The organism is Ruegeria sp. HKCCD7181 (assembly GCF_057221055.1).
In genome coordinates, this window is the sequence record NZ_JBWVBC010000014.1 from 34,277 (window position 1) to 49,952 (window position 15,676).

17 protein-coding genes are annotated in these 15,676 nt (G+C 57.2%); 5 read left to right on the forward strand and 12 right to left on the reverse strand.

Features of this window, described 5'->3' with window-relative positions; genetic code table 11:
• Nucleotide 1: 1 nt before the first annotated feature.
• Both AC2TCY_RS20830 and AC2TCY_RS20835 read left to right on the forward strand, forming a co-directional pair.
• Nucleotides 2-1,306: an amino acid ABC transporter permease gene (locus tag AC2TCY_RS20830; RefSeq protein WP_480850406.1), complete on the forward strand. Its 1,305-nt coding sequence runs from the start codon at nucleotides 2-4 to the stop codon at nucleotides 1,304-1,306.
• Nucleotides 1,307-1,318: 12 nt separating this feature from the next.
• Nucleotides 1,319-2,110 (forward strand): amino acid ABC transporter ATP-binding protein, encoded by a 792-nt coding sequence (locus AC2TCY_RS20835; protein ID WP_480850407.1) that lies wholly within the window; start codon nucleotides 1,319-1,321, stop codon nucleotides 2,108-2,110.
• 53 nt (nucleotides 2,111-2,163) lie between these two features.
• Here the strand turns inward: AC2TCY_RS20835 and AC2TCY_RS20840 are convergent, their stop codons facing one another.
• The 12 genes from AC2TCY_RS20840 to rpmH form a co-directional block, all read right to left on the reverse strand.
• Nucleotides 2,164-2,661, reverse strand: coding sequence for a SixA phosphatase family protein (locus AC2TCY_RS20840; protein ID WP_480850408.1), 498 nt, complete (start codon nucleotides 2,659-2,661; stop codon nucleotides 2,164-2,166).
• On the reverse strand, nucleotides 2,658-3,371 hold the full coding sequence (locus tag AC2TCY_RS20845) for a ferredoxin (protein ID WP_480850410.1): 714 nt from the start codon (nucleotides 3,369-3,371) through the stop codon (nucleotides 2,658-2,660). The genes AC2TCY_RS20840 and AC2TCY_RS20845 overlap by 4 nt, the downstream gene beginning before the upstream one ends.
• The gene (locus tag AC2TCY_RS20850; RefSeq protein ID WP_480850412.1) at nucleotides 3,308-4,102 is read right to left on the reverse strand and encodes a sterol desaturase family protein; all 795 of its coding nucleotides are present in this window, start codon (nucleotides 4,100-4,102) and stop codon (nucleotides 3,308-3,310) included. Before AC2TCY_RS20850 ends, AC2TCY_RS20845 begins: the two co-directional genes overlap by 64 nt.
• A 57-nt stretch (nucleotides 4,103-4,159) precedes the next feature.
• Nucleotides 4,160-5,023 carry an acetylglutamate kinase gene (gene argB / locus AC2TCY_RS20855; protein WP_480850414.1) on the reverse strand — a complete coding sequence of 288 codons (864 nt, stop codon included), beginning with the start codon at nucleotides 5,021-5,023 and terminating at the stop codon, nucleotides 4,160-4,162.
• 60 nt (nucleotides 5,024-5,083) lie between these two features.
• Entirely contained in the window at nucleotides 5,084-5,737 is a 654-nt protein-coding gene (yihA, locus tag AC2TCY_RS20860; protein WP_480850416.1) for a ribosome biogenesis GTP-binding protein YihA/YsxC, read from the reverse strand.
• Entirely contained in the window at nucleotides 5,734-6,471 is a 738-nt protein-coding gene (locus AC2TCY_RS20865) for an MOSC domain-containing protein (protein WP_480850417.1), read from the reverse strand. Before AC2TCY_RS20865 ends, yihA begins: the two co-directional genes overlap by 4 nt.
• Nucleotides 6,468-8,297 carry a membrane protein insertase YidC gene (yidC, locus tag AC2TCY_RS20870; RefSeq protein ID WP_480850419.1) on the reverse strand — a complete coding sequence of 610 codons (1,830 nt, stop codon included), beginning with the start codon at nucleotides 8,295-8,297 and terminating at the stop codon, nucleotides 6,468-6,470. The genes AC2TCY_RS20865 and yidC overlap by 4 nt, the downstream gene beginning before the upstream one ends.
• A gap of 117 nt (nucleotides 8,298-8,414) precedes the next feature.
• Nucleotides 8,415-9,965: a putative bifunctional diguanylate cyclase/phosphodiesterase gene (locus AC2TCY_RS20875; protein ID WP_480850420.1), complete on the reverse strand. Its 1,551-nt coding sequence runs from the start codon at nucleotides 9,963-9,965 to the stop codon at nucleotides 8,415-8,417.
• Between the two features lie 71 nt (nucleotides 9,966-10,036).
• Nucleotides 10,037-10,930, reverse strand: a complete 894-nt coding sequence (ttcA, locus tag AC2TCY_RS20880) for a tRNA 2-thiocytidine(32) synthetase TtcA (protein ID WP_480850422.1) — start codon at nucleotides 10,928-10,930, stop codon at nucleotides 10,037-10,039.
• A gap of 42 nt (nucleotides 10,931-10,972) precedes the next feature.
• The gene (gene yidD, locus AC2TCY_RS20885) at nucleotides 10,973-11,197 is read right to left on the reverse strand and encodes a membrane protein insertion efficiency factor YidD (RefSeq protein ID WP_480850423.1); all 225 of its coding nucleotides are present in this window, start codon (nucleotides 11,195-11,197) and stop codon (nucleotides 10,973-10,975) included.
• The gene (rnpA, locus tag AC2TCY_RS20890) at nucleotides 11,194-11,619 is read right to left on the reverse strand and encodes a ribonuclease P protein component (RefSeq protein WP_480850425.1); all 426 of its coding nucleotides are present in this window, start codon (nucleotides 11,617-11,619) and stop codon (nucleotides 11,194-11,196) included. The genes yidD and rnpA overlap by 4 nt, the downstream gene beginning before the upstream one ends.
• Before the next feature lie 25 nt (nucleotides 11,620-11,644).
• Nucleotides 11,645-11,779 carry a 50S ribosomal protein L34 gene (gene rpmH / locus AC2TCY_RS20895; RefSeq protein WP_005980833.1) on the reverse strand — a complete coding sequence of 45 codons (135 nt, stop codon included), beginning with the start codon at nucleotides 11,777-11,779 and terminating at the stop codon, nucleotides 11,645-11,647.
• A 296-nt stretch (nucleotides 11,780-12,075) separates the two neighbouring features.
• Between rpmH and AC2TCY_RS20900 the strand changes: the two genes are divergently transcribed.
• Genes AC2TCY_RS20900 through AC2TCY_RS20910 form a run of 3 tightly spaced genes read left to right on the forward strand, consistent with a single transcriptional unit; the run spans nucleotide 12,076 to nucleotide 15,630 of the window.
• Nucleotides 12,076-12,807 (forward strand): TVP38/TMEM64 family protein, encoded by a 732-nt coding sequence (locus AC2TCY_RS20900; protein ID WP_480850495.1) that lies wholly within the window; start codon nucleotides 12,076-12,078, stop codon nucleotides 12,805-12,807.
• A gap of 3 nt (nucleotides 12,808-12,810) precedes the next feature.
• The gene (locus AC2TCY_RS20905) at nucleotides 12,811-14,229 is read left to right on the forward strand and encodes a dihydrolipoyl dehydrogenase family protein (RefSeq protein WP_480850427.1); all 1,419 of its coding nucleotides are present in this window, start codon (nucleotides 12,811-12,813) and stop codon (nucleotides 14,227-14,229) included.
• Between the two features lie 18 nt (nucleotides 14,230-14,247).
• A complete protein-coding gene (locus tag AC2TCY_RS20910; protein WP_480850429.1) occupies nucleotides 14,248-15,630 on the forward strand; it encodes an ATP-binding protein in 1,383 nt (460 codons plus the stop codon).
• Nucleotides 15,631-15,676 lie beyond the last annotated feature (46 nt).

The window sequence follows — 15,676 nt, forward strand, 5'->3', positions numbered from 1 at the left end:
TATGGCTGATGTTTCATTTGTCCGCACGGAAATGCTTCCGGAACAGGCGCCGCCTGCCTCGGAAGTTGGTGCAATCGGCTGGGTTCGGCACAACCTGTTTTCAAGCTGGCTCAACTCGATCCTGACGGTCGTTTCGCTTTACGCGATTTGGTACGTGCTGTCCGGGGTTCTGCCATGGACGTTCCAATCCGTTTGGAACGCCAATTCACTGACAGAGTGTCGTGAGATCATGATGGCGACTTGGGGCTCTACCCATGGTCATGCTTGCTGGGCCGTCATCAACGACCGCTGGCTGCAATTGCTGTTCGGCTTTTACCCCAGCCATCTGTACTGGCGCCCGATCCTTGCACTGGTCTTGTTGTTGGTCGCGCTGGCTCCGGTTCTGTACTCGGATCGCGTTCCGACCAAGATGCTGATCTTTACCGCGATTTACCCGTTCCTGATGCCGTTCCTGATGTGGGGCGGAACCATCTGGGGCCCAATCTCGGCGGCGCTTGGATTTGTTCTCGGTTGGGTGGCCTACACAATCCTCAGCAAGCAACTGAGTGAGTTGATCGGGATGATCGGTGCCGCGGTGGCTGCAGTGATCTGGTGGCTGGTGCTGTCCGGCTATTTCACCGGTGCAATGGACTCGATCCTGCCTATTGGCATCGAAGCCGTGGAGAGCCGTCAATTCGGTGGCTTTATGCTGGCGATCCTCCTGGGCGTTGTGGCCATTGGTGTCTCGCTGCCAATCGGCATCGTTCTGGCGCTGGGCCGCCAGTCCGACTTGCTGATCGTCAAATACATGTGCGTGGGCTTTATCGAGTTCATCCGTGGCGTGCCGCTGATCACACTGTTGTTTGTGGCGTCGCTGCTGCTGAACCTGTTCCTGCCGCCGGGTACCAATTTTGACATCATTCTGCGAGTGATGATCATGATGACCCTGTTCTCGGCCGCCTATATGGCCGAGGTGATCCGGGGTGGTCTGGCTGCCCTGCCACGGGGTCAGTACGAAGGTGCCGACAGTTTGGGTCTGAACTACTGGCAAGCACAGCGACTGATCATCATGCCGCAAGCCCTGAAAATCTCAATTCCGGGTATCGTGAGCACATTCATCGGGATCTTCAAGGATACGGTTCTGGTGTCGATCATTGGGCTGTTCGACGTTCTTGGCCTAGCCAACGCTATCCGCGCCGACACCGCCTGGAACGGCATCTACTGGGAACTGTTCGCCTTTATCGGCGCACTTTTCTTCATCGTCTGCTTCTCCATGTCCCGTTATTCCATGTATCTGGAGCGCAAGCTTCAGACCGGCCACCATTAAGGAGTTCAACGCATGTCTCAACTTGCCGTAGAACGCGAAATCGACCGTTCCAAGATGCAGGTGAGCGACGAAGTCGCCATCGAAATCACGAACATGAACAAGTGGTACGGGGCTTTCCACGTGCTGCGCGATATCAATCTGACCGTCAATCAGGGCGAGCGGATCGTGATCGCGGGGCCGTCGGGGTCGGGTAAATCCACCCTGATCCGCTGCCTGAACGCGCTGGAAGAACACCAGCAGGGCACGATCATCGTGGACGGGACCGAGCTGTCGAATGACCTCAAGAACATCGACAAGATCCGGTCTGAGGTTGGCATGGTGTTCCAGCACTTCAACCTGTTCCCACACCTGACCATTCTGGAAAACTGTACGCTGGCCCCGATCTGGGTGCGCAAGACGCCCAAGAAAGAGGCTGAAGAAACGGCGATGCACTTCCTTGAAAAAGTGAAGATTCCTGAGCAGGCGCTGAAATACCCCGGCCAGTTGTCTGGTGGGCAGCAGCAGCGTGTGGCGATTGCCCGCTCTCTCTGTATGCGTCCGCGGATCATGTTGTTCGATGAACCGACCTCGGCGCTTGACCCGGAGATGATCAAAGAAGTGCTCGACACCATGATCGAGCTGGCTGAAGAGGGCATGACCATGCTCTGCGTGACGCACGAGATGGGCTTTGCCCGCCAGGTCGCGAACCGCGTGATCTTTATGGATGCAGGCCAGATCGTGGAACAGAACGAACCGGAAGAGTTCTTCAACAACCCGCAAAGCGAGCGGACCAAGTTGTTCCTCAGCCAGATTCTTGGTCACTGACGCAAGAACGTTTTCAGGTATTAACAGAAAAGGCGGGGATTACCCCGCCTTTTTTATTCCAGCAATTCGCGTGGAATAACAAAACCCCTTACCTTGCCGCTGTGCCACTGTACTTCGTCCCAGCTCGGTACGTCGAAGCGGCATACGGTGGTCGCACAGGTCGGATAGTCGAAAAACCTCGGATGATCTGGCGCATTTTTCACGATGCGTCCCGCAAAGTTGGCGATACCTGGATTGTGGCCTAGCATCAGCACCGTGGCACCCTGTGCCGTCTGCAGAGTTTTCAGCATTTGCGCCGGGTCCGCGTGATACAGGTCCCGCGTAAACGTGATTTCGGTCGCGCTTAGCTCCATCCTCTCCCAAGTTTCACGTGTTCGGGTTGAACTTGAGCTGAGCACGTCATCGGGCAACCAATTGTGCCCCTGCAACCAACTGCCAATCGCCGCAGCAGATTTTCGACCGCGGGTGTTCAGAGGGCGATCATGATCCTTTAGACCGGGGTGGTTCCAGCTTGATTTTGCGTGGCGGGTCAGGATCAGTGTACGTGTCATGAGCGGTGAAAAGCCTTCATGTGGTGGGCGGACTGCTCGGGCTGCCGCCAAGCGCCGCCGCTGATTGGGCAGGCCAGCCTTGCTGCACAACCATCGGTCATGCAGCTTTGTCCGGCGTCGGTGTCAAGAAAGCTGTGGCAGGCATCGACGTCGTAAATACTCACCGCATTCAACGCACCGACGGGGCAGGCCGTCGTGCAGGGCGCTGGGCAGTCAGTACAGGGCGAGACGCCGCTTGCCACCGGAATGTCAAACTCAGAGCTGAAATGCAGTGCTCCACGAAACGAGATCATCATACCGACTGTATCGTGCACTAACGCGCCAACGGGGCTTTGGAATGTACGCCCGGATTTCAGCGCCCAGTCGATGAACGGTGTGTAGGGTGGGCCCCCGAAGGGAAAGTGCGCCGTTGCCCCCAGCGTGGCGGCCATGTCTCCCACGACACGGGATGACCAGCGGTCCACTGGGTCTGCCAATCCATCGTTCCACTCGGGTGAGGTTTGGAAAACTGGCCAGAAAGCCTCGGCTGTGCCCAACAGGATCAATGTGCCGCCGTCCAGCTGCTTGGCACCGCTGTTCCTTGGGTGTTGGGCTCCCATCACGATGAGCCCAACTCTTTGGGCTGCCGTTTCGACGTCCTGATACGTCACTTTCGCCGGAACGGAAGGGTCAGGCTCCATCCTAGCTGGGTTGGTCGATCGTCCTGCCATTCCAGTCCCACACTCATCTTATCGTGCCCGCCACCGGGTTGCGCCACATAAGTTCCCATCATTTGGTCCCAGATAGACAGAGCAAAGCCATAGTTGCTGTCATGTTCTTTCCTGAGAACCGAATGGTGCACCCGATGCATATCGGGCGTCACAAGAACCCTACGCAACACGGCGTCCACGGCAAGAGGCAGTTTCAGGTTCGAGTGATTGAACAGGGCGGTTCCGTTCAGCAGGATTTCGAACAGGACCACGGCAAATGCACTGGGCCCGAGAACGTAAATCAACCCGATCTTTAGAAGCATGGACAGTGCGATTTCAATGGGATGGAACCTAATGGCGGTGGTGACATCCATATCTCGGTCCGCGTGGTGTACTCTGTGCAAACGCCAAAGTATCGGTACTTTGTGGGTCACAAGATGCTGAAGCCAAATTGCGAAATCGAGGACCAGAACGCTTAGAGTGACTTCCAGCCAAGCTGGCCAGTTGAGCCGATTGAACAAACCCACCCCGTTTTGGGATGCGTCGAGCGCGGCCCCAACAGCCAACAATGGAAATCCGATTGCCAATGCTCTGAGCAGTACAGCGTTCAGGACCGTAATCGACAGGTTGGTCAACCAGCGCCGCTTCCGTCCGCAGTTTCGTGGCCTGCGGGGCGCCAGTGCCTCAGCGCCTGCAAAGATTACGAAGAGTCCCAAGAACACGCCCAGACGAATGATGGCTTCATTTTCCATACATTCACATTCAGGCATGTTAAAGTTGGGTGCAAGGCCACTCGGATCACTAAAGCGTCAATCGGGTCGGATCAGAGACCCGGCGCCGTGCTCGGTAAACAGCTCAAGCAATACAGCGTTCGGCGCACGCCCATCGAGGATAACAACAGCACGAACGCCGTTGTGCAAGGCGTCCAGCGCTGTTTCGGTTTTAGGGATCATACCACCCGCAATCGTGCCGTCGCGCGTCATCTCGCGGATCTGACCGGCTTTCAACTCGGTCACAACATCTCCGGCTGCATTCTTGACGCCCGAGACATCGGTGAGCAGCAACAGGCGATCCGCTTTCAAAGCCGAGGCAATCGCACCGGCTGCAGTATCGCCATTGACGTTGAAGGTCTCACCGCTCCGGCCTGCGCCGAGTGGAGCGATCACCGGGATTACGTCATGTGCGAACAGATCATGGAGAATTTTGGGGTTCATCTCGGATGGGGTTCCGACAAAGCCCAGCGAAGCATCCGTTTGCTCGCAGGTCATCAGATGGGCGTCCTTGCCGGACAGCCCCACGGCCATACCACCCTGCGCGTTGATCGCGTGAACGATACGCTTGTTCACTAGACCCGAGAGCACCATTTCGACCACTTCCACAGTAGCCTTATCGGTGACGCGTTTGCCATTGACGAATTCAGACTGAATATCCAGTTTGCCCAGCATTGCGTTGATCATCGGACCGCCGCCATGCACGATGACCGGGTTTACCCCGACCTGCCGCATCAAGACGACGTCCCGGGCAAAGCTCTCCATCGCTTCATCGCTGCCCATGGCGTGCCCGCCCAGCTTGATAACGACAATAGCCCCGTCATAGCGCTGCAGATAGGGCAGGGCGCTGTTGAGTGTGGCTGCGGTGGCGATCCAGTCCCGGTTCATGTCTCGTGTCTTCATGGCTAAGGTCCCTTTGACGTTCCGTGTTAGGACCTTTGAGGTGCGCTGCCAAGGGCGAAGCTATTCCAGATGCGCGATGATCGAGCGCAGGGTCGGAATTCCGTCATTTTTCTCGGAGGAAGTCAGCACGATTTCAGGGAAGGCTGCAGGGTGTTTGGACAACGCGCCCCTCACCTGAGTCAGCACTTTTTCCCGATCATGGGCCTTGACCTTGTCAGCCTTCGTCATGACGCATTGAAACGTCACCGCGCTGGTATCCAGCAACTTCATGATCTCATCATCGACCGGTTTCACACCGTGGCGAGAGTCGATCAGGACAAAGGCCCGGCGCAGGGTCTGGCGGCCACTCAGATACTGCTTCAGTAGCCTCTGCCATTTCTCCACCACCTTCACAGGTGCATTGGCATAGCCATAGCCCGGCAGATCAACCAGATAGAGTTCCGGTCCTTGAGTGAAGAAATTGATCTCTTGCGTGCGTCCAGGCGTGTTTGATGCGCGTGCAAGCCCCTTGGTGCCGGTCAGAGCGTTGATCAGACTGGATTTGCCCACGTTCGAGCGGCCTGCGAAGCAAACTTCTAGCCGGTCCGGGGCAGGTAGGCCGTTCATAGCGACGACGCCTTTGACAAACTCGGACGGGCCGGCAAACAGTTTGCGCCCGCGCTCCAGCGCGAACTCGTCCTGGTTGTCTGCAAGTGGAAACGGTAGAGTCGTCATAGCAGTTGCACCGTGTCGCCCAAGCCGATTGAGCCGCCCTGAAGAACCTCAGCATAAACGCCAAAGTCCTGATGACCCCAGCTGTTCAACGCACCCAGCGTATCTGCGTCGCGTTCCCCGGTTTCAGGGTTGGCCGTGGTGGCCAGGCAGCGGGTGATACGTTCACGTACCCGGAATACGGCCTCGCCGATCCGAATGTCGCGATCGAGCCAGTCGAATTCTTCCCACAGGGGTAGCCCGTCAAACCAGATGTTGCCTCGCCAGCGGATTGTTGAAAGTTCCTGACCCAACTTCTGCTCGACCGCACGATGCGACGCCATGTTGCAGAGACTGATCGACGGGAAATCGCTGTCAGTCATACCACGTCCCGGTACCCGGATGATGCGTGCCGAAGCAGCCCGGTCTTCCGGCATCAATGGCTTAACCCATTCCAGAAAAGCCTCCTGCTCCGTATCCGGCGCAAAGCTGAGGTCGGGGCGTTGAGGATGGCTGAGAGTGATCAGATCATCCTGCAACCGAGCCGAAATTGCCATCAGCTGCGGCGCTTTCGCGCCCCGGCTGAAATTGGCGCAAGGCGCCCATTCCGAACCGTCGACCTTGGATGCTTCGTGGGCCACCGCCCAAACGCGATCCCCGGGCATGGTCTGCCCGGGGCTTACGGTTACATCCTTCAGGGTCTCTCGCCCATGGCTTTTGATCGGATGCCGCCACAGGCTGGTGACTTGCCCGTTCATTTGCCGCCCGTCTTTGGGGTCCGCTTGAAGCCGGACTTGATATTGCCAAATACGTCTGGCTTGTAGCCCTGACTTCGCATGATCAGGTACTGCTGGGTAAACGTGATCGTGTTGTTTGCGATCCAGTAGACCACCAGGCCGCTAGCAAAACTGCCAAGCATGAACATGAACACCCACGGCATCCAGGCAAAGATCATCGCCTGCGTCGGGTCGGTTGGCGCCGGGTTCAGTTTTTGCTGCAGCCACATCGAGATACCCAGAAGCAGTGGCAAAATACCAAGGAAGATGGTTGCCATCAGCGTACCCGGCTCGGGGCCGGCCCAAGGCATCCACCCAAAGAAGTTCATGATCGAGGTTGGATCCGGCGCGCTGAGGTCCCGGAACGGGCCGAACCAGGGGGCTTGGCGCAGTTCGATGGTGACGAAGATCACCTTATACAGCGAAAAGAAGATCGGGATTTGCATCAGGATCGGCAAACAGCCAGCGGCGGGGTTCACTTTCTCCTTCTTGTAGAGCTCCATCATGCCCTGCTGCATTTTCTGCCGATCGTCGCCTGCAGCCTCTTTCAGGGCCTCCATTTGTGGTTGGAGTTCTTTCATCTTGGCCATTGAGACATAGGATTTGAAGGCCAGCGGGAACAGGATAGCCTTGATGATCAGCGTCAGGCCGATGATCGACCAGCCCATGTTGCCAATCAGAGCATTGATATTGTGCAGCAGCCAGAAGATTGGCTTGGTCAGGAAGAAGAACCAGCCCCAATCGATGCTGTCTATGAATTTCTGCACGCCTTCCGCCTGGTATTCCCGAATGGCTCCCCATTCTTTCGCGCCAGCGAACAGGCGAGTTGTCACTTCAGCCGATTCACCCGGGGCTACTTTGAGAGTCGGCAGCACTGTCTCGGTCTGGTAAATTTTACGGCGTGCATCGTATTTGGCAGCGGCCTTGAAAGCTGAGCCGGGGTCCGGGATCAGCGTCGTCATCCAGTAGTGATCGGTAAATCCGATCCAACCGTTTTCTTTGACCTGGTAGACTTCGGCTTGTGCACGTTCGCCCGGATCGATGTCGAAATCGCGCACATCGCCATAGTCAACTTCGGTCAAGGTGCCGTCGGCCATGCCGATGACGCCCTCATGCAGGATGAAAAAGTTCTTAAGGTCCGGCAGGTCGCCATCTTCGCCAATGCCGTGGCGCGCCAGAATCCCATAAGGTGCCATACCGACCTCGGCCTGGGTCGCGTTTTCAACCGACTGGGTGACCGAGAACATGTAGTCTTCATCTACCGAAATCGTCCGGCGGAAAGTCAGACCATTACCATTGTCCCAGGCCAACGTGACCGGGCTGTCTACTTTCAGTGTGTCGCCCTGATCCAAGGTCCAAAGAGTGTTGGGCCCCGGTACATCCGTTCCCGAAAGCCCGGCACCCGGCGCCCAGCCATAAAGCGCGTAATAAGCCGATTCCGATCCGACAGGAGACAATAACTCGACGATCGGCGCGCCTTCCTCGATCGAGGTTTTGTAGTCTTTCAGAAACAGCTCGTCGATGCGGCCGCCCGACAGCGACAAACTTCCAGACAGACGCGGAGTGTCGATCTGAACCCGCGGTGCCGATGTCTCAGGTAGTGCGTCTTCGGTGGTGGCCGTCGCTTCGCCTACAGTACCGGTGTCAACGGCACTGGGTGTCTGAACCTCGTCGGTGTCAGCGGTGCTGATTTCTGTTTGCTCGGGCGTCACTGTCGTTTCCGGAGGCGGAAACAGCACGAACCATACCAGGATCACCAGAAAGCTGAGCGCGGTTGCGAGGATGAGATTCTTGTTCTGATCGTCCATCTGGGACAGCCACCTTGAGCATTGAAAGACACCCGGTGGGTTCAACAGAGTGCAGCCCCAAAGGTCAAGCGGAATCGCCCTTCGAATTTCCACTACGCGGCGATCTGCGTGGCAATTTCAGGATTTCCGCCCTATTTGGCGACGGATTTCTGGAACTCCGCTTGCTTTGGCCCGATAGGCGACAATCCAGTCTAGTGTCTTTTCAATTGGCATCGGCCTGCCTATTCCGAAGCCTTGTACATGATTGCTTCCCAATTGGGCCATTAAGGCGTGTTCGCCGGGCGTTTCGACACCTTCTGCAAGTGTTTCAACGTTCAGCCGCTCGGCCATGGTCAAGATAGCGCTGACAAGTTGCTGCTGGCCGGGATCTTGATCGGCCTTGGCGACAAATGTTCGGTCAATTTTTATACGTGAGACGACAAAGCGTTTTATTGAGGCAATGGAAGCATGGCCGGTCCCAAAGTCATCGAGGTCAATATAACACCCCATAGCAGCCATCCCGGTCACGTTGCGCGTAATGACATCATCGGGTCGACGGGAGAACACGGTTTCGAGAATCTCGACCGCCAGTCGATCCGGTGTCAGGTCGAACTGATCCAATTCCCACTTGAGACGGTCGAGAAGACCGGGGTCTCGCAGTTCGTCCGAAGAGAAATTCACTCCGACCCGCGGCACGTGAACCGCGGCATTGTCCCAGGTATTGAGGGCTTTGAAGGCATGATGGCGTATGACCTGACCCAAGCGATCCATCAACTCCGCCTGCTCGGCAAACGGCAGAAACACTTGTGGTCCCATGATCCCCTTGGTCGGGTGTTCCCACCGGGCCAGAGCCTCAAATCCGGTGATCTCGCCTGTATCCGTGGAAATTTGCGGCTGAAACCACGGACGAATCTCGCCATTATCCAGTGCAGTTTCGAATTCCTTGCGCAGATTGGCCCGTACCAACGATCTGCGGTGTGTTTCCGTCGAATAGGCGCGAATGGTGGATGGCCCGTTTCGTTGCGCCTCGGTTAGGGATGCGATTGTGGCATCCATCCATTCCTCTGCATTGGCGCCCGGCACGTTGGATTGCAGGCAGAACCCGATTGAACAGGAAACATAAACACTCGTGCCATTCAGCAGGATGGGTTCTTCAATCGCGCTCTGAATTCGACCTGACATCTGGATACACGCTTCCAAATCAAGTTGTGATGAGGGGCGAAGCCCGATCAGAAACCGGTTTGAGGTCAGCTGAGTGAAAATATCGTGGCTTCGGATCACTGAAAGAACGCGGTCACTGAACTGTTGTGCGACATGATCGGCCGCTGTCTGCCCGTGAAGGTCGAGTAGGCTTGAAAAATTGTCCAGCGCAATGGCAATACAGGCGGCGTTGTCACCTGAGTTTTGCGACGCTTGGTGGATACCTTGCAATTCTGACCGGAAGATGTCCCGCGCCACGGCACCGCTTGGGCGGCCTCCGGCGTCGGCCAGGATGTGGGTCTTGCCGCTCATCGAGCCGACAATAGCGAAGGCCAAAGGCATACCAAGCGCAACGCTGACCAAGGCCAGCTCACCGCCAAGCCAGAATGCGGCAAGACAAATAGCGGGCACAAAGGCCAGGGCCTGCGGACCATTTACAACGGCAATAAGCGTTTCGCGAAGTCGTTCAAAGGACGAGTTTCTGGACATTGGATTCTACGGCCTTCGGCTTGGGCGGGGATCGCTCAAACCGACCGTAGGAAACCAATCTGAGTCAGTCGTTAACGCAGCAGCGGAATTTCTTCCGAATTTTCGTCTTTTTGAATCGGATCAAGGGAAAGGCCTGTAAAATCAAACAGCTTGGGGTCCAACAGATGCGAAGGCCGCGCGTTGGTCAGCGCCCGGAACATGACCTGCCGCCGTCCGGGAGCGTTTCTTTCCCACTGATCGAGAATCTGTTTGACCTGCTGACGCTGAAGCCCGTCCTGACTGCCGCACAAGTCACAGGGAATAATGGGATAGTCCATCGCCTTGGCAAACTTTTCACAGTCTGCCTCGGCCACATGGGCGAGCGGGCGAAAAACGAACAGGTCACCTTCTTCGTTAACCAGTTTCGGCGGCATCGTGGCCAAGCGCCCGCCGTGGAAGAGGTTCATGAAGAAGGTCTCGAGAATGTCGTCGCGGTGATGGCCCAGAACCACGGCCGAGCAGCCTTCCTCGCGGGCGATACGGTACAGGTTTCCCCGGCGAAGGCGAGAACACAAGGCGCAATAGGTGCGACCCTGTGGGACCTTATCCATCACAACAGAATAGGTGTCCTGATACTCGATTCGATGCGGCACACCCATGCGTTCCAGAAACTCTGGCAGGACTGTCGCTGGAAATCCGGGTTGCCCCTGATCCAGGTTGCAGGCCAGCAGGTCGACGGGCAACAGACCGCGCCATTTAAGTTCATAGAGAACGGCCAGCAGGGTATAGCTGTCCTTGCCGCCCGACAGGCAGACCAGCCAGCGCGGCGGCTTGGCGTCTTTATCATGCGCGTTTGCGTCCACCATCCCATAGTGTTCAATTGCCTCACGCGTTTGTCGAACGATGCGTTTGCGCAATTTTTTGAACTCGGTGGTCGAAGGCGCACCGGCGAACAGGGGGTGGATATCGTCTGTTTCGTCGAACATGGGCAGGCCCTACAGCGTTTGGGTCAATCGGGCAAGATCAGGTCATTCATCCGGAACCGGATCATAACCATCGCCGCCCCAGGGGTGACAGCGCCCGATGCGGCGGGCGGTGAGCCATGCGCCCCTTAGCGCCCCGTGCTTTTCCAAAGCTTCCAGCGCATAGGCTGAACAGGTCGGCTGGTAGCGGCAATTGAAGCCAACCCAAGGACTGAAGACCAGCCGGTACACCCGGACGGGCAGGGCGAGTATTTTGGCCGAAAGGGTCATTTGCTGCTGCTATGCAATTTGCGCAGGGCATAGCGCAGGTCGTCTTTCAGCGCGTCGAATGGTCGTGCAGCCGTCATGTCCGCGCGACCGATCAGCACGTAATCCCAGCCGTCGCGCCCATGTGTGAGCAGAACGGCTCGCGCAGTCTCGCGCAGGCGTCGCTTGGCCCGGTTGCGGGCGACAGCGTTACCAACCTTTTTGGAGCACGTGAACCCTACGCGAATCCCGCAGGCCTCATCCGGGGCCCGCTTTCGGGCCTGCACCATCATCGACGCTGTCCCTTGTCTGCGCGCGCGCGCAGCTTTCAGGAAATCAGACCGATTCTTCAGAACTTTCAGGGTATCAGGCGCACAAACGGACGCCGCCGGGGGCATATCCCCGGGGTGGTTCTTACCATCCACAGGGGCCTCCGGCGGCGTCATGTTCATAACCTGATCGGTGAGCGGTTTACGCGCTCAGCGATTTGCGGCCGCGGGCGCGGCGAGCATTCAGGATCTTGCGGCCGGCCTTGGTGGCCATGCGCGCGCGGAAACCGTGGCGGCGTTTGCGAACCAGGTTCGAAGGCTGATAGGTGCGTTTCATCGCTCCGTCTCCAATCTTTGGCGGTCGGGTGCAGCGCGGATTCGCCTGCCCGTGGTGTTCGAAGCCCGTCCTCTACTGGTAAGCGCAGACTAAGTCAAACCCTCTGAACCCGGTTTTCGCTCCTTTTGCAACAAATCTGTAACCTGACCTACAAAAAGGTTTCAAAAACCGGGTTTAGCGCCGGAAACACTCACATTCGCTGCCATAATCTTCAAGGCCCCGTGATGCCTCTGTTGCCGAACCGCCGCAAAGCGCATGTTGGGGGCAGAATGAATGAACACAAGCCTGAAAGTCGAATGAGCGAAACGTCTCAGATGCAGCGCGGCGGATTTGCGCGTCACGTACCCCTTCTTGTGATTCTGATCGTTGCGGCGGTCGGTTTCTTTACACTTGGGGACTACCTGACGTTTGAGACCTTGCGAGACAATCGAGAGGCTCTGCTGGCCTGGCGCGACGGGAATTACTGGGCAATGGCCGTGGCATTTGTTGCGATCTACATCGTGATCGTGGCGTTTTCGTTGCCGGGGGCTGCCGTGGCCTCCATGACCGGCGGGTTTCTGTTCGGATTGCTGGCCGGGACCGTATTCAACGTTGTCGCGGCCACGGTTGGCGCGTCTGCCATTTTCCTGGCTGCGCGCTGGGGGTTGGGCGAATCCTTGACGGCCAAGCTGGAGGCGTCGGAAGGGACGGTCAAAAAGCTAAAAGACGGCCTGCGGGAGAACGAGATTTCCGTTCTTTTCCTTCTGCGACTGGTTCCGGTGGTACCGTTCTTCGTTGCAAACCTGATACCCGCCTTGGTCGGAGTAAAGTTCCGCAACTTCCTGTTGACAACCGCGTTGGGAATTATTCCGGGCGGGATTGTGTATACATGGATCGGCGTCGGTCTTGGCGGAGTATTCGATCGAGGTGGTACACCGGATGTTTCGTTGCTGTGGGAGCCCTTTGTGATTGGTCCGATCCTCGGCTTGTGTGCTCTGGCGGCATTGCCGATTGTCATAAAAACTCTGCGGGGCCAAAAGGGCGCATAAATTATGAAAGAGTTGAAAACCGATATCCTGGTGATCGGGGCCGGGTCAGGCGGCCTGTCCGTCGCCGCAGGGGCCAGCCAGATGGGAGCGGATGTCATCCTGTTGGAGGGGCACAAGATGGGCGGCGACTGCCTGAATTTCGGCTGTGTTCCGTCCAAAGCTCTGATCGCTAGTGGCAAGGCGGCCTATGCGCAGTCCCATGCATCCATTTATGGCGTGGCGAATGCCGATGCTAAGGTGGATTACGCCGCTGCCAAGGATCATGTGCATAATGTAATCGCGCAGATCGAACCGATGGACAGTCAGGAGCGGTTCGAGGGCTTCGGCGTCAATGTCATCCGGGAATACGGATCGTTCGTGTCACCGACGCAGGTCAAAGCAGGGGAAAACTTGATCACAGCGCGTCGGATTGTCGTGGCCACTGGGTCTTCGCCGTTGGTGCCACCACTGCCGGGTTTGGATCAGGTTCCCTATTACACCAACGAGACTATTTTCGATCTGCGCGACAAACCCGAGCATCTTCTGATCATTGGCGGTGGCCCCATCGGCATGGAGATGGCGCAGGCCCACGCGCGGCTGGGCTGCAAAGTGACTGTCATTGAAGGTATGAAAGCTCTGGGTAAAGACGATCCTGATGCAGCGGCCGTCGTGCTGGAGGCATTGAGGAGCGAAGGTATCGACATCCACGAAGATGCAATGGTGGCCCAAATTAGAGGTGAAGCGGGCGCAATCGATGTCGCAACGGAAAATGGCCAGGTATTCTCGGGCACTCATTTGCTGGTGGCTGTAGGGCGCACCGCCAACGTAGACAATCTGAACCTTGAGGCGGCGGGCATCGAACAGACTCGCACTGGCATCAAGACCGACGATAGCCTGCGTACCTCAAACCGCCGGGTCTATGCGATTGGAGACGTTGCGAGTGGGATGCAATTCACACATGTTGCCGGATATCAGGCTGGGATTATCATCCGGTCAGCGCTGTTTGGCCTGCCGTCCAAAGCCAAAACGGCGCATATCCCCTGGGCAACTTATACGGACCCGGAACTGGCGCAGGTTGGACTGACTGAGGCCCAGGCCCGAGATCAGTTGGGCGACAGAATGGAAATTGCCCGGTTTGATTACCACCACAATGACCGCGCTGTGGCGGAACGGAAGACGAAAGGTTTCATTAAGGTCATGGTCGTAAAGGGGCGACCCGTGGGAGCCACAATCGTAGGTCATCAGGCGGGCGAACTGATCAACTTGTGGTCGCTGGCCTTGGCCAATAACCTAAAGATGGCTCAGATCGCTGCGATGGTATCGCCCTATCCGACGTTCGGAGAGCTTAACAAACGTGTGGCGGGTGCCCATTTCTCGCCAAGGCTGTTTGAGAATCAAACGGTTAAACGAGTGGTCAGGTTCGTCCAACGCTGGATCCCCTGACCGGGAAAGGAGCGCCAATTGAACTCGCTGTCCGGCCGGTTCCTGATCCTGACAACGGTCTTCGTGATGTTGGCCGAAGTCCTGATCTTTGTGCCGTCGATTGCGCGCTTTCGCGAGGACTTCCTGCTGAATCGGCTGGAGCGCGCGCAGATCGCCTCGCTGGCGTTGCTGGCTGATGATATGCTGGCCGATGATCTTGAGGCTGAGCTGCTGGCCAATGCGGGTGTCTATAACGTGGTTCTGAGGCGCGACGAGATTCGGCAGCTCATGCTGTCCTCGCCAATTCCGGACCGGATCGCGAAGACCTACGATCTGCGGGATGCCAGCGCCTGGGTTTTGATCCGCGACGCGACTTCGCGTCTGTTTACACCCGGAAATGAGGTCATTCGTGTAATCGGCGCGCCGGTCAAGGATGCCGGTCTATTGATCGAGGTTACAATGGACAGCGATCCGCTGCGTATGGCGATGACCGACTATGGGTTGCGCATCCTGGGGCTGTCCTTTGTTATTTCGATCATAACCGCATCTTTCCTGTTTCTGGCGGTGCGCGTCGTTCTTGTACGCCCGATCAAAAGCGTTGTGGGATATATGCAGCGCTATGCCAGCGCGCCCGAAGACGCGCGGGGGATCATTTCACCGAATTCCAAGATTACAGAACTGCGCGAGGCTGAAGAGGCATTGCAGATGCTGCAAACCGATTTGACGCAGGCTTTGAAACAGCGCGAAAGGTTGGCCCAGCTGGGCGGCGCGGTTGCCAAAGTCAGTCACGATTTGCGGAATATCCTGACTTCGGCCCAATTGTTTACCGACCGGATCGAGGCCAGTGACGATCCACTGGTGCGGCGGATGGCCCCAAAGCTGGTCAACTCTATAACCCGGGCCGTTTCTTTATGTGAAAGCACATTGGCATTCGGTCGCGCCGAAGAGCCGGCGCCAACACTAACCATGGTGCCTCTGTACGATGTGGCCGAGGACGTGGTCGCAAGCGAGAAGCTCGCTATCGCTGATGCTAGCGTGGAAATCGTAAGTGACGTGCCTCAGGACCTTGTGGCCCGGGCTGATCCTGAACAGCTGTTCCGTGTCATCCTGAACCTCGTCCGCAACGCCCGGCAGGCATTGGTCGCATCGGGCAAGCCGGGCAAGGTCTCAGTCTCCGCGCATGAAACAGAGACGGATTGGCTCATCGAAATCAGCGACACAGGCCCCGGGTTGCCCCCCAAAGCGCGCGAAAACCTATTTACACCGTTTCAGGGTGGCGTGCGCAAAGGTGGGTCAGGTCTGGGGCTGGCGATTTCGCAGGAACTGGTGCGCGGACATGGCGGCGATCTGATTTTGAAAGACACCGGCCCACATGGAACGACCTTTGAAATAAGGCTCCCGCGAGGAGACGGGACTTTTTGAAGATTTTTTGCAGAATCAGCTTGCACGCACCCGGACCTGGGTCTAC